Origin of the sequence: Marinibaculum pumilum, assembly GCF_042646425.1 — a bacterium.
Taxonomy (GTDB): Bacteria; Pseudomonadota; Alphaproteobacteria; order Ferrovibrionales; family Ferrovibrionaceae; genus Marinibaculum; species Marinibaculum pumilum.
Genome location: NZ_JBHRTR010000050.1, coordinates 46,679 through 62,537 on the forward strand (window position 1 = coordinate 46,679; position 15,859 = coordinate 62,537).

Genomic DNA, 15,859 nt, shown 5'->3' on the forward strand with positions numbered 1-15,859 from the left:
TCGCGGCGGCCGGCTGGCCGCGAGCTTCAGGCCGCCTCGGCACCATAGGCGAACAGCCGCGACCCGTTCTCCCGCAGCCAGCGCCGCGCGACGTCCGTTGCCGGCATCATCTCCCGCACCAGGGCCCAGAAGGCAGGGCCATGATTGGCATGGCGCAGATGGGCGACCTCGTGCGCGGCGACATAGGTCAGTACCTCCGGCGGGGCCAGGATCAGACGCCAGGCGAAGCTCAGATTGCCGTTCGGTGCGCAGCTGCCCCAACGGCTGTGGAGTTCGCGGACAGCGACACGGCGCGGGCGCCGGTCGATGCCGGCCGCCAGGTCCATGGCGATCCGCGACAGTTCCGCCCGCGCCTGGCCGCGCAGCCAGTCCGACAGGCGGCGGGGCACGAACTCCGCGGCGCCGCCGACAACCAGCTCACCATCGCCCAGCAGGACCGTGCCGCGCAGTGCGGGATCGTGGCGGATCCGGACGGGTTCGCCGCGATAGGCCAGTTCCACCCCGTCGCGGAACGGGCGGGCGGGCGGCAGGGCGGCGATCTGGCTGGCCAGCCAGCCGGCATGGCGCTGCAGGAAGATCTCCGCCTGCGCCTGCCGGAAGCCGGGCGGCAGGGTCAGGGCGACATGCCGGCGCGCGCTGTCGACCCGCAGCTGGGCCCGCCGGGCCCGCGGGTTGCGCCGGCATACCAGCGGCAGGCGCATGGCGGTGCCGCACGGCAGGGTCACCGCGACCCTGTCGTTCACCAACTCTGCGCGGATCGGCGCGATATGGCCCATGAGCCGCAGTCTACCGCGATTCGCGGGCCGGCCAGAGGGTCCCTGCCAGAGGGTCCATGGCGGTCGACGATGCGGCGCCTGCGCGGCTTAATGTCCTCTTTGCCGGTGGCTGCGGGGCCGCTAAGGGCTGCCGTTCCCAGCAACAGTGAAAACGTTGGCGACAGTGAAAAGGTTGGCAACGGCGAAGACGTTTTCACCACGACCCGTCCCGGGAGCGCCATCGCGATGCCGGTCACCCTGGCGAGCTACAACATGCATTTCGGCATCGGCACCGACGGCCGCTACGACATGGCGCGCCTGGCCGATGCCGTTGCCGCGGCGGACATCGTCTGCCTGCAGGAGGTCACCCAGGGCTGGCCGCAGACCGGCCACGAGGACCAGCTGGCCACCCTGGCGACGCGGCTCGACCGGCATGCGGTGTTCGGGCCGATGCTCAGCCTGGATGCTTCCACCCGGGATTCCGAAGGTGGGATCGTGCAGCGCCGCTCCACCTTCGGCAACGCGATCCTCAGCCGCTGGCCGATCCGCCATGCCCGCACCGTGCCGCTGCCCAAGGCCACGCCGCCGGATAGCTTCGACCTGCAGCGCGTGGCGCTGGAAGGCGTGATCGAGGTGCCGGGGCTGCCGCTGCGGGTCTACAGCGTCCATCTCAGCGATATTGCGCCCGGACAGCGCCGCCTGCAGGTCGATACCCTGCGCGACATCGTCGCCGGTGCCGCGGCCGCCGGCCGGCCCTGGGATGGCACCTCGCCGCTCATGGAGTTCCTCGGCTACGGCCCGTTCGAGGTGCCGCAGTCGGTCGCGGTGCTGGGCGATTTCAATTTCACCCCGCAGGAGGCGAACTACCCCCGGCTGCTGGCGCCCGCGGCGACGGCCGGCCATGACGCGGCGCCGGACGGGTCGTTCCTGGTGGACGCCTGGGACATCGCCCGCGCCCGCGGTGTGGCGCAGGGGGCGGACCGCACCTATGCCCTGGGCCCGGAAGCCGAGGCGCGCATCGACTATTGCTTCCTGGATGCCGGCCTGGCCGGCCGGGTCGAACGCGCCTGGATCGACAGCGCCGCGCAGGGAAGCGATCATTACCCGCTGTTCGTCACCCTTGAAAGCCGATCCCAGCCATGACCGCCGCGACCCCGCTGTTCCATCTCGCCTTCCCGGTCGACGATCTTGCCCGCGCCCGCGCCTTCTATGGCGGTCTGCTGGGCTGCCCGGAGGGCCGCTCCTCCGACGAATGGGTCGATTTCGACTTCTACGGCCACCAGATCGTCGCCCATCTGGCCCCCGGCGAGGTGCGGCCGGCGGCGCGCAACGCCGTCGACGACGACCAGGTGCCGGTGCGGCATTTCGGCGTGATCCTGGACATGGCCAGCTGGCAGGATCTGGCGGATCGCCTGCAGGCTGCCGGCACCGCCTTCATCATCGAGCCGCATATCCGGTTCAAGGGCGAGGTGGGCGAACAGGCCACGATGTTCTTCTGCGACCCGGCCGGCAATGCGCTGGAGATCAAGGCCTTCGCCGACATGAGCCAGGTGTTCGCGCACTGAGCCGCCCTGCCGCGGCCGGCATCAGTCGATCCGGTAGTGGATCGGCTTGAAGGCGAAGTTGTTCGATTGTTCCGCGGAACAGGCGGTCAGGCCGATCAGCAGGTCGGTTTCCGCGCGGAACACGATCCGGTCCCCGGCGCGGCTTTTCGGCGGCAGGACCTTCAGCGCGCCGCTGGTCCCGTCGATATCGACATGCATGAAGATGTTGAAGGCGACGGGGATCCGGTCCTCGCCGATGCCCCAGGGGGCGAGCGCCTCGGCCAGGTTGCCCAGGCAGCCGCGATGGGGCCGGTCATGGCCGTAGATGATGCGGAAGGTGTCGGCGCTGCAGGGTGTCAGGAGGAAGTCGTGGCGTCCGACATCGTCCCGCTCGATCTGCAGCATCACCCGGCTGCGGTTGGAATAGAGCGGATCGCCGGCGGTCAGGAACAGCCGGCTGGCATAGTCCAGGGTCCGGCCGGAGGAGATCGCCTCGTCCTGATCCTCCAGGGCGAAGGCCACCATGTCGGAGACCTGCTCGCCCTCCGGGTCGATCACCGTCAGCCGCTGACCGCGCTGCAGGACGAAGGCGGTGCCAGACCGCGGCGGGATCACCTGGGCCGTCATGCGGAGGCCCCCCGTCCGGCGGCGTGGAACGGACAGCGCCAGTCGGCGCCGACCCGCCGGCCGCTGTACTGCAGCGCCTCGCTGGCCTCGCCGTAGGAGGTGGCCATCGGGTTGGGGCCGCCCTGCAGGCCGGTATCGCGGCGGCGGATCGCCAGCCGCAGCGGGTCGAATCTCTGCGCCTGCCGCAGCATCTCGAACTGGTCGTGCGGGTTGAAGACCAGGGTCGGGTGGGGAAAGCGCCGCGCCAGCCGGCTGGCGGCGCCATGCAGGCCGACGACGAAGAACCCCTCCGACCGCAGGCTGAAGCTGAAATGGGGCGAGGAGGGATCGTCGGACACCCGCGGATCCCAGGGATTGTTCCGGCTGTCCAGCCGGTGCATCGATGCCAGGCGCTGCCAGAGGGCGCGCTCGAACGCCGCCTCGCCGGACAGGCGCGGGCCTTCGAAGATCGCGACGAACGACCGGAACGGCGTCGGTGCGCGGCGATAGCGCTCGACGAAGCGGTACAGGGCCAGCAGCAGGGCACCGTCGTCGCGCCGGTCGGTGAGCGAGCGGCCGACATAGAACTCCATGCCGTCGCGGCCCAGCGCCGCCTTGGCGCCGACGCAGGGGAAGCTCCGTTCTTCCACGAAGCGCCGGAAGCGGGCGGTCATGTCCGTCCCGCGCCCGGTCGACGACAGGTCTACTGTCAGGGTCATCCCTTCCTCCTTGCTGGATCCGCACCGGCGTTGCCAGGCGCGGCGCGGAGGTGAACGGCAAGGGCGGGGCGTTGGTTCCAGCGGCGGGCTTGGCTGCGGCGGCGCCTATTGCCGGCGGGCGATCATCACCGGCTGGAAGAAGCCGCTCTCCTCCGGCATCATCCAGCTGCATTGGCTGAAGCCTGCTGACCGGGCCATGCGGGCCAGCTCCGCGCGGCGCAGGGCGCGGTAGCGGGTGACGCCGTGATGTACCTTCCAGCTGCCGGGACCGTCGCGGGGTCCGTCGGCGCGGTCCCCGCCGGCCTGGTCCCCGTTGGCCTGCTCATCGCGCCAGGTGATGTAGAGATGGGCGTCGTAGAGGCGCTCGTCCTGCCAGTCCCAGACCTGGTAGAGGATGCGGCGCGGCGGGCCCTCGTGGATGAATGGACCCTCGCCGAAGGGACGCTCGCCCTCGTCCAGGCAACGGTCGAAGTCGCGCATGCTGAGCAGCAGCAGACCGCCCGGGCGCAGCACGGCGGCCAGGGCCCGCAGGGCCACGATGATCTGGTGTTCGGACAGCAGGTGCGGGATCGCATTGTCGATCGCCAGCACCGCATCGCGCGGATTGCGGATCATCGCACCCAGCGCACGGATGTCGCTGGCCCGCGCCTGGAGCGGCAAGTGCAGGAGCCGCGCCTCAGCCGCCAGCCGCTGCAGCGCGGCGGGGCTGATGTCGGTTGCCGTCACCCGGTAGCCCGCCGCCGCCAGCCCCAGCGCCTGGGTGCCGATGCCGGCGGCGCAGTCCAGGATCTCCGCGCCCGGCGCGATCCCTTCGCCTTCCAGCAATGCGGCGAAGACTTCGCCCTGGTGCCGGCGGGCAAGCGGCCAGTCCGGATAGATCAGGTGGTAGACAGCGGCCAGCCCGTCATAGAAGCCCTCCGGCGGCGGCGAGGGGCGATCCGCATCGGCACTCCGCACCGGCGGGGCCAGTCGCCCGGCCGGCGGTCGCCGCACCGCCTCCGGCCGGCTTTCGCTGCCGCGCGGCGGCGGCGGGTGCGGCGGCTGCGGCGGCGACATCCGGCTCACTCGATCCAGTCGACGATATGGTCTTCCAGGTCGCCGGCCTCGTCTTCCGACAGGGTCAGGCCGCGCACCCCGATTCCGGCCCGATGCACCGCCTCCCGGTCGCCGCAGACCAGGTGATGCCAGGCGGGCAGGTCCTGGCCCTCGGACACCAGCCGGTAGGCGCAGGTGGAGGGCATCCAGTGGAGGCTGTCGATCACGGCCGGGGTCAGCACGACGCAGTCGGGGACCTTGGCCTTGCGGTTCGGATAGTCGGTGCAGCGGCAGCTGCCGCTGTCGAACAGCCGGCAGGCGACATTGGTGTATTCGATCTCGCGCGTGTCGGCCCATTCGATCTTGTGCAGGCAGCACTTGCCGCAGCCGTCGCAGAGGCTTTCCCATTCCGCGGCCGACATCTGCGCCAGGGTCTTGCGGCGCCAGAACGGCGCGTCGGCGACATCCGCCGGGACGGGGCCATCCGATGCGGCAGGGCCGGTCAACGGGCCGCCTGCACGTCGCGGATGAAGGCGGCGATCCGCGGCGCGATCTCGGTGCGCCAGCGGCGGCCATTGAACACGCCGTAATGCCCGACCCCCTGCTGCACATAGTGCAGCCGCCGGCCGTCGGGGATCGCGGAACAGAGGTCCTGCGCCGCCTCGGTCTGGCCCAGGCCGGAAATGTCGTCCTTCTCGCCTTCCACCGTCATCAGTGCCGTACGGCGGATCCGCGACGGATCGACCGGGCGACCGCGGCTGGTCATCACGCCGCGGGGCAGCTGGTGTTCCTGGAACACCTTCTGGATGGTCTGCAGGTAGAATTCCGCCGGCAGGTCCATCACCGAGAGATATTCGTCGTAGAAGTCCCGGTGGGCCTGGGCGCTGTCGCCGTCGCCCTGGACCAGGTGCCGATAGTGCTTCATCTGCGCGCCGACATGGCGGTCCAGGTTCATGGTCATGAAGCCGGTCAGTTGCAGGAAACCCGGATAGACCCGCCGCATGAAGCCCAGATAGGGCAGCGGGACCCGGGTAATCACCGTGTTCTCGAACCAGGCAAGGCTGCGCGACTGGGCCAGGTCGTTGGGCGCCGTCGGGTTGCGCCTGGTGTCGATCGGCCCGCCCATCAGGACCATCGCCGCGGGGCTGCAGGGATGCTCCTGCGCCGCCATCAGGCTGACCGCGGCGAGCACCGGCACCGACGGCTGGCAGACCGCCATGACCGTGGTGCGCGGGCCCAGGAACTCCATGAACGAGATCAGGTAGTCGATATAGTCGTCCAGGTCGAAGGCACCCTCCGACAGCGGCACGTCGCGTGCGTCGCGCCAGTCGGTGATGAAGACGCGGTGGTTCGGCAGCAGGGCCTCCACCGTGCCGCGCAGCAGGGTGGCGTAGTGGCCGCTCATCGGCGCCACCAGAAGGATCTTCGGATCGTGCCGGAACGCGCTGCCGAAGCGCTTGAAGTATTTCAGGTGGCAGAACGGCCTGCGCAGCACGTCGCGTTCCCGCACGGCGACGACGCGGCCGTCGACCTCTGTCTCCGTCAGGTCGAACACCGGCTTGCCGTAGGGGCGGGTGGCGCGCTCGAAGATCGCGCTTCCCGCCGCGATTGCCCGGCCGACCGGGGTGAAGCTGACCGGGTTGTAGGGATTGCGGAACGCATAGGTATTCGCTTCGGCGGCCCATCGCCACGGTGTCATCGACGCGTTCTGCAGTTCGTGCAGGTGGTAGAGCATTGGTTCTGCCTTTTCGTCGCCGCGCCGGCCCGTCCGGACGGGGCTGCCACGCGGCGCCGCGCAATCTATGCCGATCCGCTGCCGTCTGAAAGCCGGGCTGCCCGGATCCGTCCGGTCATGCGGTCAGATCACCTCGCGCACCCGGTCCGCGATCTCCTGCGGGTCGGTGTTGGGGCGGAAATGGCTCAGGTAGCGGCCGTCCGGTCCCAGCAGGTAGACGAAACCGGAATGGTCCATCAGGTAGCCGACATCGCTGTCCGGCTGTTCCACCTTTGCGTAGTAGACCTTCGCCGCCTTGGCCGCCGCGGCGATCTGCTCCGGCGTGCCGGTCAGCCCGACGAAGCCGTCGTCGAAATGACCCAGATAGGCCTTCATCACCTCGGTCGTGTCGCGCTCGGGGTCCACGGTGATGAAGACCGGCTGCACCGCCTCGGCGTCAGAACCGAGGATATCCATCGCCTGGCTGATGTTCGCCAGTTCGGTGGGGCAGACATCCGGGCAGTAGGTGTAGCCGAAATAGAGCAGCATCGGCCTGCCGGCCAGGTCCTGCGCGGTGACGGTGCGCCCGTCCTGGTCGGTCAGGGTGAATTCCGCATGGATGGTGGCGGCGGGGTCCTGCATCATCTCCGCGCTGGTCAGCCAGCGGACCGCCAGCACCGCCGCTGCCGCGGCGATGATCACGACGACCAGCAGCAGACCGCGCCGCAGGCCGCGCGCCATGGGGCTGCGTAGGGTGTCGCCCTGCTTGCCGCTGCCGGATGCCGGCGGGCCGCCTTTCGCCTTGCTCACGTCCTGTCCTTCCATGCGTCTTGCGAGAAGCGGCCGGGGACTGTCAGGCGCCCTGCCAGCTGCTGGCCAGAACCAGGGCCGCGGCGGTCCCGGCCAGAAGGGGGCCGATGCCGGGCCGCGCGAGCCAGCGCAACGGCTGCCGGCGCGGCCGATGCCCTGTGAGATAGATGAAGCAGGCGATCGCGCCGATCAACCAGAGCGCCAGAATGCCGCGCTCCGCCAGGGCGGCATCGTCGCGCCACAGGTTCGGCGCGGCCAGCACGATCACGGCGCTGCCGCCCATCACCGCGGCAGCGAGCAGGCGCCCGGCGCCGGCGCCCGGCGAATGACGTCGCCCGCCGGTCATTCGCCCTGCTGCAGCAGCAGGCCGTCCCGCCGCGCGATGCGGAAACAGCGCAGGAAGGCAAAGGTGCCCAGCGCCAGGTAGACCAGGTTCAGGCCGTAGCCGATGGCCATCAGGTCCAGCCGCACCGTGCCGTCCAGCAGGATCGTGCGCATGCCCTCGAAACTGTAAGCCGCCGGCATCAGCCAGGCGACCCAGGCGATCCAGTCCGGCAGGGCGGTGACCGGGTAGTAGACCGCGCTGAACGGCATGATGCCGAAGATCGCCGCCCAGGCCAGCGACTCGGCCCCCTGCCCCCAGAGCAGCACCAGGCCGGACACCGCCAGCCCGATCGCCCAGGCGAAGATCAGCAGGCTGAGGAAGAAGCCCACCAGCGGCAGGCCCAGGTCGTAGATCGAGAAGCCGAAGAAGAAGATGGCCAGGATGGAGGCCGGCACCACCCCGATCAGGGTGCGGATCAGGCTCATCGTCACCAGGGCCGCCACCAGTTCCAGCGGCCGCAGCGGGCTGACGAACAGATGGCCCAGGTTGCGCGACCACATCTCTTCCATGAACGAGATCGCCAGACCGATCTGGCCGCGGAACAGGATGTCCCACAGCAGCACGCCGGAGATCAGCACGCCGAAGGCCTGGCCGATATAGGAGGAGTTCTCGGCCAGGAACATCGTCATGAAGCCCCACATCAGCATCTGGACGGTGGGCCAGTAGGCGAGTTCCAGGATGCGCGGCCAGGACGACAGCAGCAGGTAGGTGTAGCGCCGCACCATCGCCGTCACCCGGCGGATGCTCCAGGCGGGCACCGCGACCGGCCGGCCTTCCGCACCGGGCATGGAGGCGATGCCGTCGCGCCGCGCGGGATCCGCCAGGCCGTCGCTCATGCCGCGTCCCCGCCGGCCCCGTCGCCCCCGGATTCGGCCGCCCGGCCCTGCCGGCGCGCAATGTCCAGGAAGACCTCCTCCATGGTCTGCCGGCCGTATTTGGCGATCAGGCCCTGCGGCGCGCCTTCGTCGACGATGCGGCCCTGCCGCATCATCAGCACATGGTCGCAGATCCGTTCGACCTCCGTCATGTTGTGAGAGGCGAGCAGGATCGTCGCGCCGGTCTCGCGGCGATAGCGGAGCAGCCAGTCGCGCACCCATTCCGCGGTGTCGGGGTCGAGAGAGGCGGTCGGCTCGTCCAGCAGCAGCGCCATCGGCCGGTTGATCAATGCCTTGGCCAGCGACACCCGAGTCTTCTGGCCGGCCGACAGCTTGCCGAACGGCCGGCCCAGCAGGGCGGCGAAGTCCAGTTCCCGCGCCAGGTCGTCGATCCGGGCCCGCGGCTTCGGCACGCTGTAGAGTTCGGCATAGATCGTCAGGTTCTGGCGGACCGTCAGGCGATGCGGCAGGTCCACATAGGGGGAGGAGAAGTTCATCCAGGGCAGGACGCGGTGCCGGTCGCGCAGCATGTCCGTGCCCAGGATCTCGATCCGGCCGGCGCTGGGCAGCAGCAGGCCCAGCATCATGGACAGGGTCGTCGTCTTCCCCGCACCATTGCCGCCCAGAAGCCCGGTGACGCTGCCGCGCGGCACCGCGAAGCTGACCTCGTCCACGGCGACCACGGTGCCGAAACGCTTGCCCAGGCCGGCCACCAGGATGGCCGGGTCGGCCGCCAGGTCGGGGCTGTGGCCGTCGCGCAGGCGCGAAGCGGGGCCGCTGCGGCTGGCCGACGGGCCGGCCGCCCGGGTATGAGGGATGGCGTCCATGCGGCCTATATGCGCCGCCTGGCGTCGCTTGACCATAGGGAGCATGCAGCGGTGCAGCAGGGGCCGGCGGAGATGCAGGTGGCGGAAGCGTCGGAGGCGGCGGCGTCCCTGGCGGGGGGGCGGAACGGCGACGAGAGGTTCGGCCCGATCGAGGACCCCGAATCGGTCGTCGTGACGGCAGCAGGCGGCACCTCGGTCCGCCTGCGCACCCTTGGCGTCATCCGCTGGGTTGCCATCGTCGGGCAGGCGCTGGCGGTCCTGTTCATCCACTACGGCCTGGGCATGCGGCTGCCGATCGACGCGGCCCTGGGCGTGGTCGCGATCTCCGTCGCGGTGAACCTCGCCAGCTTCCTGATCTATCCCGCGGCGACCCGCCTGAACCACCGGCAGGCCGCGGCCCACCTGGCCTTCGACCTGGTGCAGCTGGCCGCCTTGCTCTACCTCACCGGCGGGCTGGAGAACCCCTTCTCGCTGCTGATCCTGGTGCCGGTGACGATCTCCGCCACCATCCTGCCGCTGCGGGCGACCCTGGCGCTGGGCCTGCTGGCGGTGGTGCTGCAGAGCTTCCTTCTGTTCGTGCACCTGCCGCTGCCCTGGGCGGCGCCCGGCTTCGGGCTGCCGGTGCTCTACATGATCGGCATCTGGGTCAGCCTGGTTCTGGGGCTGGCCTTCCTGTGCATCTATTCATGGCGGGTGGCGGAGGAGGCGCGCCGCATGTCGGCCGGCCTTGCGGCCACGCAGCTGGCCCTGGCGCGCGAACACCGCCTGGCGGCGCTCGGCGGGCTGGCGGCGGCGGCGGCGCACGAACTGGGCACCCCGCTGGGCACCATCGTCGTCGCCGCGGCGGAACTGCGTCGCGAGGCGGCGAGCGCCGCGCCCGACATGGAGGCGATCCGCGAGGATGCCGCCCTGCTGCACGCCCAGGCGACCCGCTGCCGGGGGATCCTGGCGCAGTTCTCCGCCCGGCCCGGCGCCGATCACGGCGCCGACCATATGCGCAGCCTGACGGTCGGCGCTCTGGTGGAGGCGGCCGCGGAGCCGCATCTGGGGCCGGACAAGGGGTTCGAGCTGACGATCCTCAACAGCGGCCCGCAGCTCGTCGTGCGCCGCCGGCCGGAAATCATGCACGCCCTGGGCAACCTGATCGAGAACGCGATGGATTTCGCGGCGGGCCTGGTCACCGTGACCGTCTCCTGGACCGACAGCGAACTGCAGATCACCGTCGCCGACGACGGACCCGGCTTCAACATCGACATCCTTTCCGCGCTCGGCGAACCCTACACGACCAGCCGGCCGGATGAGGGCGGCATGGGGCTGGGCGTGTTCATCGCCAAGACCCTTTTGGAGCGGACCGCGGCGCGGGTACGGTTCGCGAACATGTCTGTCCGCGGCGGCGCCATGGTGACGATCCAGTGGCCGCGGGACGCGATCGAGGACGCGGCCGGGCGCGACGGCGATCCCGCCCGGTCCTGAGAGCCCGGTGCCGAACGCCAGTGCCAAACGCCACTGCCGAACGCGCGTGTGGGCGGGCCGCGACACTTGTGCGCAGAGCGACTTGGCCATATGTCCCGGAATGGTCCATATTCCACCGGTCCAGGCGGTGAAAAGGACAGAACAGGCGGGTTCGGCCGATCCGGGGCCGCCGCCGGTTGGGGGAGATGATGCCAAGCGACATAGCCGAGGAAGGCCGCGGCGCCGGCCCGGACGAGGCGGCTCTCGGCCGCAGCCTGCTCATCGTCGATGACGACGAACCGTTCCGGACGCGTCTGGCGCGGGCGATGGAGAAGCGCGACTTCCTGGTCCAGGCCGCCGGCGGCGTGGAAGAGGCGATCCGGATGGCCCGCAGCGAGCCACCCGCCTTTGCGGTGGTCGACCTGAAGCTTGCCGATGGCAGCGGCCTGGATATCGTCGAATCGCTGCGGCGCCTGCGCCCCGACATGCGCATCGTCATGCTGACCGGCTTTGGCAATATCGCCACGGCGGTGGCCGCGGTGAAGGCCGGTGCGATCGACTATCTGGCGAAGCCGGCGGAGCCGGACGATATCGAGGCGGCGCTGCTGGCCGCGCCGGAAGGCAAGCCGGAGCCGCCGGAACATCCGATGTCGGCGGCCCGCGTCCGCTGGGAGCATATCCAGCGCGTCTATGAACTCTGCGACCGGAACGTGTCGGAGACCGCCCGGCGCCTGAACATGCATCGACGCACCCTGCAGCGCATTCTCGCGAAGCGCTCGCCGCAATAACGCCGGCACGGCTATAACCTGGGCGGGCGGAACGGCGCGCGGGGCGGGCGCGGCGGCGGCACGATCCTTGCGCGACGCCCCGGAAACCAGGTCGCCGATCCGGGTCGCGGATCCGGGCCGCGGGTCCAAGGTCGAAACCTGCCGGGGGGCAAGGCTGCATGCGCGTTCTTTTCCTGCACAACAACTTTCCTGCGCAGTATCGTCACGTCGCGCCGGCGCTGGCGGCGTCGGGGCACGACGTGGTCTTCGTCACCCAGCGCCAGGGCGGCACCCTGCCCGGCGTCCGGACCCGGGTCTACAAGCCCAGCCGGCAGGCGGCGAAGGAAACCCACCACTATCTGCGGGGCACGGAAAGCGCGGTGCTGAACGGCCAGGCCGTCTGGCGGGTCTGTCGCGACCTCGCCCGCGAGGGCTTCGTGCCCGACATCGTCTGCAGCCATTCCGGCTGGGGCAATGCGCTCTACGTCCAGGACGTCTTTCCGCAGGTGCGCAGCCTCGTGTACTACGAATGGTACTATCGCGGGCGGGGTTCCGATGCCGACTTCCTGCAGGATCCGCCGCTCGGGGCGGACGACCTCTGCCGCCTGCGCACGCGCAACGCCTCGATCCTGCTGGACCTCGCGGCCTGCGACTGGGGCATCTCGCCCACCCGCTTCCAGATGTCCCGCTTTCCCGGCCTGTTCCGGCAGAAGATGACCGTCCTGCACGACGGCATCGACGTGACCTTCTTCGCCCCTGCGGCAGATGCCCGCGCCAGGCTGGCGGCGCTCGCGATCCCCGGCCTGGAGCTGAAGCCGGAGACGGAGATCGTGACCTATGCCACCCGCGGCATGGAGCCCTATCGCGGCTTTCCGCAGTTCATGCGCGCGGCGGCGCAGGTCCTGAAGGAGCGGCCGCAGGCGCAGGCCATCGTGGTCGGCGAGGACCGGGTCGCCTATGGCCGGCAGCTGCCGCCGGGGGAAAGCTGGCGGCAGCGGATGATGGACGAGCTGAAGATCGACCCGTCGCGCATCCATTTCACCGGTTTGCTACCCTATCCCGACTATCTGACCGTTCTGCAGGCCTCCGACTGCCATATCTACATGACGGTGCCCTTCGTGCTGTCCTGGTCGCTGCTGGAGGCGATGTCGACCGGTTGCCTGATCGTCGGCTCCGATACCGCGCCGATCCGGGAACTGATCGACGACGGGGCGGAGGGCCTGCTGGCCGACTTCTTCGACACCGATGCGCTGGCCGGACGGATGCATGCCGCACTCGACCTGCCGGACGGCGGGCGGGTCCTGCGGCAGGCGGCGCGGCGGCGGATTGTCGACGGCTATGCCTTGCAGGACCTGCTGCCGCGGCATCTGCGGCTGATCCGGGATGTCGCGGCGGGAACGCTGCCGCCGCTTCGCGACGAGCCGGCCCTGCGCCGGGCGCCGGATGCCGGTCCCGCCGATCCGGAGCCCGACGCCGGCGCGGCGCCGGGCGCGGCAGGGGATGCCGGCGGCCAGGAGGCAGATCCCGAAGGCGGTTCCGGGGCGAAGCCAGGCGGCAAGTCCGGCGGACGCCGCCGCAAGTCGGGCCGCAAAGCGGTCGCGTGACCGGGCTTTGCCTCGCCGCACCGGACGGGGGCCCGCCGGTCCTGCTGCAGGCAGCCGCCGGCACCGGGCCGGTCCTGGCGCATCTGCGGATGGTGGCGGCCGGCTGGCCGGAGGCGCAGGCAGGTCCCGAGGCGGTGGCTGCCGGCGCCATACTGTCTGAGGGAGCGGGCTACTGGCGGCTCGATTCGCCCGCCCTCGAGGACGGCACCGCCCTGTTCGACAATGCCCTCGCCGCCGCCAACGCCGCCGCCGGCGTGATGGTTTCGGCACTCCTGCAACAGCGGCCCGACTGGCTGTGCCTGCATGCCGCCGCCATCCGGCCGGCCGGCGGTGGGGAGGCCTGGCTGTTTCCCGGCGCCCACAAGGCGGGCAAGAGCCTGTTCGCTGCCGTGGCGGCGGCTGGCGGCGCATCCCTGCTGTCCGACGACCGGGCGGTGCTGGACCTGTCGGGTGCCGGCCCGGCCGGCGCGCTGATCGCGCTCGGCATCCAGCCGAAGCTGCGCCTGCCGCTCCCGGCCGACCTGCCGGCGCCGCTGGCCGCCTTCATCGCAGGCCGGCTGGGGCCGCAGGAAGGCGAGATGCATTTCCTGGCCCTGCCCGCCGGGACGGGCGGCGGTATGCTGATGCCGTTCGGCGCCCGCGCCCGGCTGGCGCGGATCTGGTTCCTGAACCGGGATCCCGATGCCGCGGCGCCAGCCATCGCGGGGCTGCGACAGGCGGAAGCGGCTGCGCGCCTGATACCCTATATATATGCACCGGGGCGCGATGCTGCCGGACGGATCGCAGCAGCGGCCCGGCTTGCCGGGGCGATTCCGGTGCAGGAACTGCGGTATCGCGACAGCTGGGACGCCGTGGCGATGCTGAACGCGCCACCACCGGGCATCGTTTAGGGCAAGGGGAAGGGGCAGCGCGATGATGACCGCCGACACCTATGCACGCCGGCCCGACCTGGCGGCGACCGAGGTCGAGCAGGAGCTGTTCCTGATCGTTCCGGAAGGGCAGGAGATCGTGCATCTCGACCGCATGGCCGCGGCCCTGTGGCGCCTCCTGTCCGAGCCGATGACCCTGAACGGCATCGTCGACACCTTCGCCGCCGCCTTTCCGGAGACGCCGGTGGCGCAACTGCGCGCCGACGTCCTGACCGCGCTGGGGGAACTGGAGGAACAGCGCGTGATCGCGGTGGAGCGCATCGGCCGCGGCGGGCCGCTCTGAAGCATGGCCGCCCCGGCGGGCGCCGGGGCGGGGCCGGATCAGTTCTCGGTAAAGGCGGTGTCGGTGGTCGACAGGATGCGGTCCGTCAGATAGGCGAGGATCGACTTCTCGCCGGTCTGCAGTTCCACGTCGACCAGCATGCCCGGCGTCACCGGCTGCTGGCCCTCCGCCGCGCCCAGATAGTCGCGCTCGGTGCGGACCTCAGTCTCATAGTAGATCTGGCCGGTCTTCTGGTCCGTGGTGGCGTCGGCATCGATCCGCGCGACCTCGCCCGTCAGCACGCCGTATTTCAGGAAGTCGTAGGTCCGCACCTTGACCCGCGCCTTCTGGCCGACATGGATCTGGCCGATATCGTCGTTCGGCACCCGGGCCTCGATGATCAGCCGGTCGCTGACGGGCACGATGTTCATCAGCGGTTCCAGCGGACTGAGCGACTGGCCGATATTCACCACGTTCAGGTCCTGCACGATGCCCGCCGACGGGGCGGTCAGGGTCAGGTCGCGCAGCCGCGCGGCCAGCTGCTGGCGCTGCTCGGCCAGGCTCTCCCGCTCCGACCGCGCCGCGGTGAGCTCGTCGAAGACGGTGTTGGTGAAGTCCTGGTCGACGAGCTCAAGCTGGGCGCGGGTCTCCTCCAGCGCCGCCCGGTTCGCGTTGAGGCTCTGCATCAGCCGGGCGATCTCGCCCTGGCGGTCGCTGATGTCGCGCTCGATGCTCTGATAGCGCAGCCAGGGGAAATAGCCCTTGCCCGCCAGCTCCTTCAGGCTCGTGCCCTGGGCCTGCAGGATCTTCAGCCCGGACCGCTGCGACGACAGCAGCTGCTCCGTCGAGGCGATCTCCGCCTGGCGTTGCAGGATCGCGTTCTCCGCCTGCAGCCGGCGGTTCTGCAGCGCGTCGGCACGGCTCTGGAACTGGTTGCGCTGCAGGGCGACCAGGTCGGGCCGGTCGCGCAGGATCTCCTTCGGGAAGGGGATGGTCGGCTCGCCCAGGGCCTCCGCCTCCAGGCGGGCCGCCCGGGCGGCCACCTCTTGCCAGGCGCCGGTGACCCGGTCCAGTTCGGACTGCAGCAGTTCCGGGTTCAGGCGCAGCAGCGGCTGGCCCTCGGTCACCCGCTCGCCCTCGCGGACCATGATCTCCGCCACCCGGCCGCCCTCGGCATGGTTGACCACTTTCACCCGGCCGCCCGGGCGGACCTGGCCCGGTGCATGGACCGACTGCTCCACCTCGGTGAGGGCCGACCAGATCAGGAAGATCAGGAAAAAGGCGGCGATGACGATGACCAGCAGGGTGGCGACCGGGGAGTGACGCCGGCCGCTGATCGCCTCGTGCTCGGGCAGGAAGTCGGTGTACTGGCCGCGCAGCTGCTTCCACGCCATCGCGCTGCCGCGCTGCATCATGGTGGGCCGCTGCGGCTTCGCGCCGGCCCCCTTCTTGCTGCCGCCCGGCGTTCCGGCCAGGCGCAGCTCCGCCGGCCGGGTCACCGCGCCTCCCGGTGCGCTATCGGCATCGCCGCCGGTTCGGCCGGATCCCCTGCCGGGCGGCCCGGCATCCCGGTCG

The 15,859-nt window shown here is 70.6% G+C and carries 18 protein-coding genes; 7 read left to right on the top strand and 11 right to left on the bottom strand.

The genetic code is table 11. The annotated features are described in order from the left end of the window. Positions 1-26: 26 nt before the first annotated feature. A complete protein-coding gene (locus tag ACFOGJ_RS26770; RefSeq protein ID WP_379906339.1) occupies positions 27-743 on the bottom strand; it encodes a M48 family metallopeptidase in 717 nt (238 codons plus the stop codon). A gap of 258 nt (positions 744-1,001) precedes the next feature. Between ACFOGJ_RS26770 and ACFOGJ_RS26775 the strand changes: the two genes are divergently transcribed. Together ACFOGJ_RS26775 and ACFOGJ_RS26780 are read left to right on the top strand one after the other, a co-directional pair. Beyond that, a complete protein-coding gene (locus tag ACFOGJ_RS26775) occupies positions 1,002-1,898 on the top strand; it encodes an endonuclease/exonuclease/phosphatase family protein (protein ID WP_379906340.1) in 897 nt (298 codons plus the stop codon). Then, entirely contained in the window at positions 1,895-2,320 is a 426-nt protein-coding gene (locus ACFOGJ_RS26780) for a VOC family protein (RefSeq protein ID WP_379906341.1), read from the top strand. The genes ACFOGJ_RS26775 and ACFOGJ_RS26780 overlap by 4 nt, the downstream gene beginning before the upstream one ends. A 21-nt stretch (positions 2,321-2,341) precedes the next feature. On the opposite strand, the gene ACFOGJ_RS26785 is transcribed toward ACFOGJ_RS26780, so the two are convergent. From ACFOGJ_RS26785 to ACFOGJ_RS26825, 9 genes are all read right to left on the bottom strand, one after another. Next, complete coding sequence (locus ACFOGJ_RS26785) at positions 2,342-2,926, bottom strand: DUF1989 domain-containing protein (protein WP_379906342.1); 585 nt, start codon at positions 2,924-2,926, stop codon at positions 2,342-2,344. Further along, positions 2,923-3,624 carry a guanitoxin biosynthesis heme-dependent pre-guanitoxin N-hydroxylase GntA gene (gntA, locus tag ACFOGJ_RS26790; protein ID WP_379906343.1) on the bottom strand — a complete coding sequence of 234 codons (702 nt, stop codon included), beginning with the start codon at positions 3,622-3,624 and terminating at the stop codon, positions 2,923-2,925. The genes ACFOGJ_RS26785 and gntA overlap by 4 nt, the downstream gene beginning before the upstream one ends. Before the next feature lie 105 nt (positions 3,625-3,729). Continuing rightward, positions 3,730-4,680, bottom strand: a complete 951-nt coding sequence (locus ACFOGJ_RS26795) for a class I SAM-dependent methyltransferase (RefSeq protein WP_379906344.1) — start codon at positions 4,678-4,680, stop codon at positions 3,730-3,732. Positions 4,681-4,685: 5 nt separating this feature from the next. Continuing rightward, entirely contained in the window at positions 4,686-5,165 is a 480-nt protein-coding gene (locus tag ACFOGJ_RS26800) for a YcgN family cysteine cluster protein (protein ID WP_379906345.1), read from the bottom strand. Beyond that, positions 5,162-6,394 carry a polyhydroxyalkanoate depolymerase gene (locus ACFOGJ_RS26805; protein WP_379906346.1) on the bottom strand — a complete coding sequence of 411 codons (1,233 nt, stop codon included), beginning with the start codon at positions 6,392-6,394 and terminating at the stop codon, positions 5,162-5,164. The genes ACFOGJ_RS26800 and ACFOGJ_RS26805 overlap by 4 nt, the downstream gene beginning before the upstream one ends. A 123-nt stretch (positions 6,395-6,517) precedes the next feature. Continuing rightward, positions 6,518-7,183, bottom strand: coding sequence for an SCO family protein (locus tag ACFOGJ_RS26810; RefSeq protein ID WP_379906347.1), 666 nt, complete (start codon positions 7,181-7,183; stop codon positions 6,518-6,520). 43 nt (positions 7,184-7,226) lie between these two features. Further along, the gene (locus tag ACFOGJ_RS26815) at positions 7,227-7,529 is read right to left on the bottom strand and encodes a hypothetical protein (protein WP_379906349.1); all 303 of its coding nucleotides are present in this window, start codon (positions 7,527-7,529) and stop codon (positions 7,227-7,229) included. Then, the gene (locus ACFOGJ_RS26820; protein ID WP_379906350.1) at positions 7,526-8,404 is read right to left on the bottom strand and encodes an ABC transporter permease; all 879 of its coding nucleotides are present in this window, start codon (positions 8,402-8,404) and stop codon (positions 7,526-7,528) included. The genes ACFOGJ_RS26815 and ACFOGJ_RS26820 overlap by 4 nt, the downstream gene beginning before the upstream one ends. Then, entirely contained in the window at positions 8,401-9,270 is an 870-nt protein-coding gene (locus ACFOGJ_RS26825; RefSeq protein ID WP_379906351.1) for an ABC transporter ATP-binding protein, read from the bottom strand. Before ACFOGJ_RS26825 ends, ACFOGJ_RS26820 begins: the two co-directional genes overlap by 4 nt. A 51-nt stretch (positions 9,271-9,321) precedes the next feature. Between ACFOGJ_RS26825 and ACFOGJ_RS26830 the strand changes: the two genes are divergently transcribed. The 5 genes from ACFOGJ_RS26830 to ACFOGJ_RS26850 all read left to right on the top strand — a co-directional run bounded on the left by ACFOGJ_RS26830 (position 9,322) and on the right by ACFOGJ_RS26850 (position 14,305). Further along, positions 9,322-10,743, top strand: coding sequence for an ActS/PrrB/RegB family redox-sensitive histidine kinase (locus ACFOGJ_RS26830; protein ID WP_379906353.1), 1,422 nt, complete (start codon positions 9,322-9,324; stop codon positions 10,741-10,743). A gap of 185 nt (positions 10,744-10,928) precedes the next feature. Then, on the top strand, positions 10,929-11,510 hold the full coding sequence (locus ACFOGJ_RS26835) for an ActR/PrrA/RegA family redox response regulator transcription factor (RefSeq protein ID WP_449288611.1): 582 nt from the start codon (positions 10,929-10,931) through the stop codon (positions 11,508-11,510). A 158-nt stretch (positions 11,511-11,668) separates the two neighbouring features. Next, entirely contained in the window at positions 11,669-13,093 is a 1,425-nt protein-coding gene (locus tag ACFOGJ_RS26840) for a glycosyltransferase family 4 protein (protein ID WP_379906354.1), read from the top strand. Further along, positions 13,090-13,983 carry a hypothetical protein gene (locus ACFOGJ_RS26845; RefSeq protein ID WP_379906355.1) on the top strand — a complete coding sequence of 298 codons (894 nt, stop codon included), beginning with the start codon at positions 13,090-13,092 and terminating at the stop codon, positions 13,981-13,983. Before ACFOGJ_RS26840 ends, ACFOGJ_RS26845 begins: the two co-directional genes overlap by 4 nt. 22 nt (positions 13,984-14,005) lie before the next feature. Further along, a complete protein-coding gene (locus ACFOGJ_RS26850) occupies positions 14,006-14,305 on the top strand; it encodes a PqqD family protein (RefSeq protein ID WP_379906356.1) in 300 nt (99 codons plus the stop codon). A gap of 38 nt (positions 14,306-14,343) precedes the next feature. On the opposite strand, the gene ACFOGJ_RS26855 is transcribed toward ACFOGJ_RS26850, so the two are convergent. Continuing rightward, a complete protein-coding gene (locus ACFOGJ_RS26855; protein WP_379906357.1) occupies positions 14,344-15,783 on the bottom strand; it encodes an HlyD family type I secretion periplasmic adaptor subunit in 1,440 nt (479 codons plus the stop codon). Between the last annotated feature and the right edge of the window lie 76 nt (positions 15,784-15,859).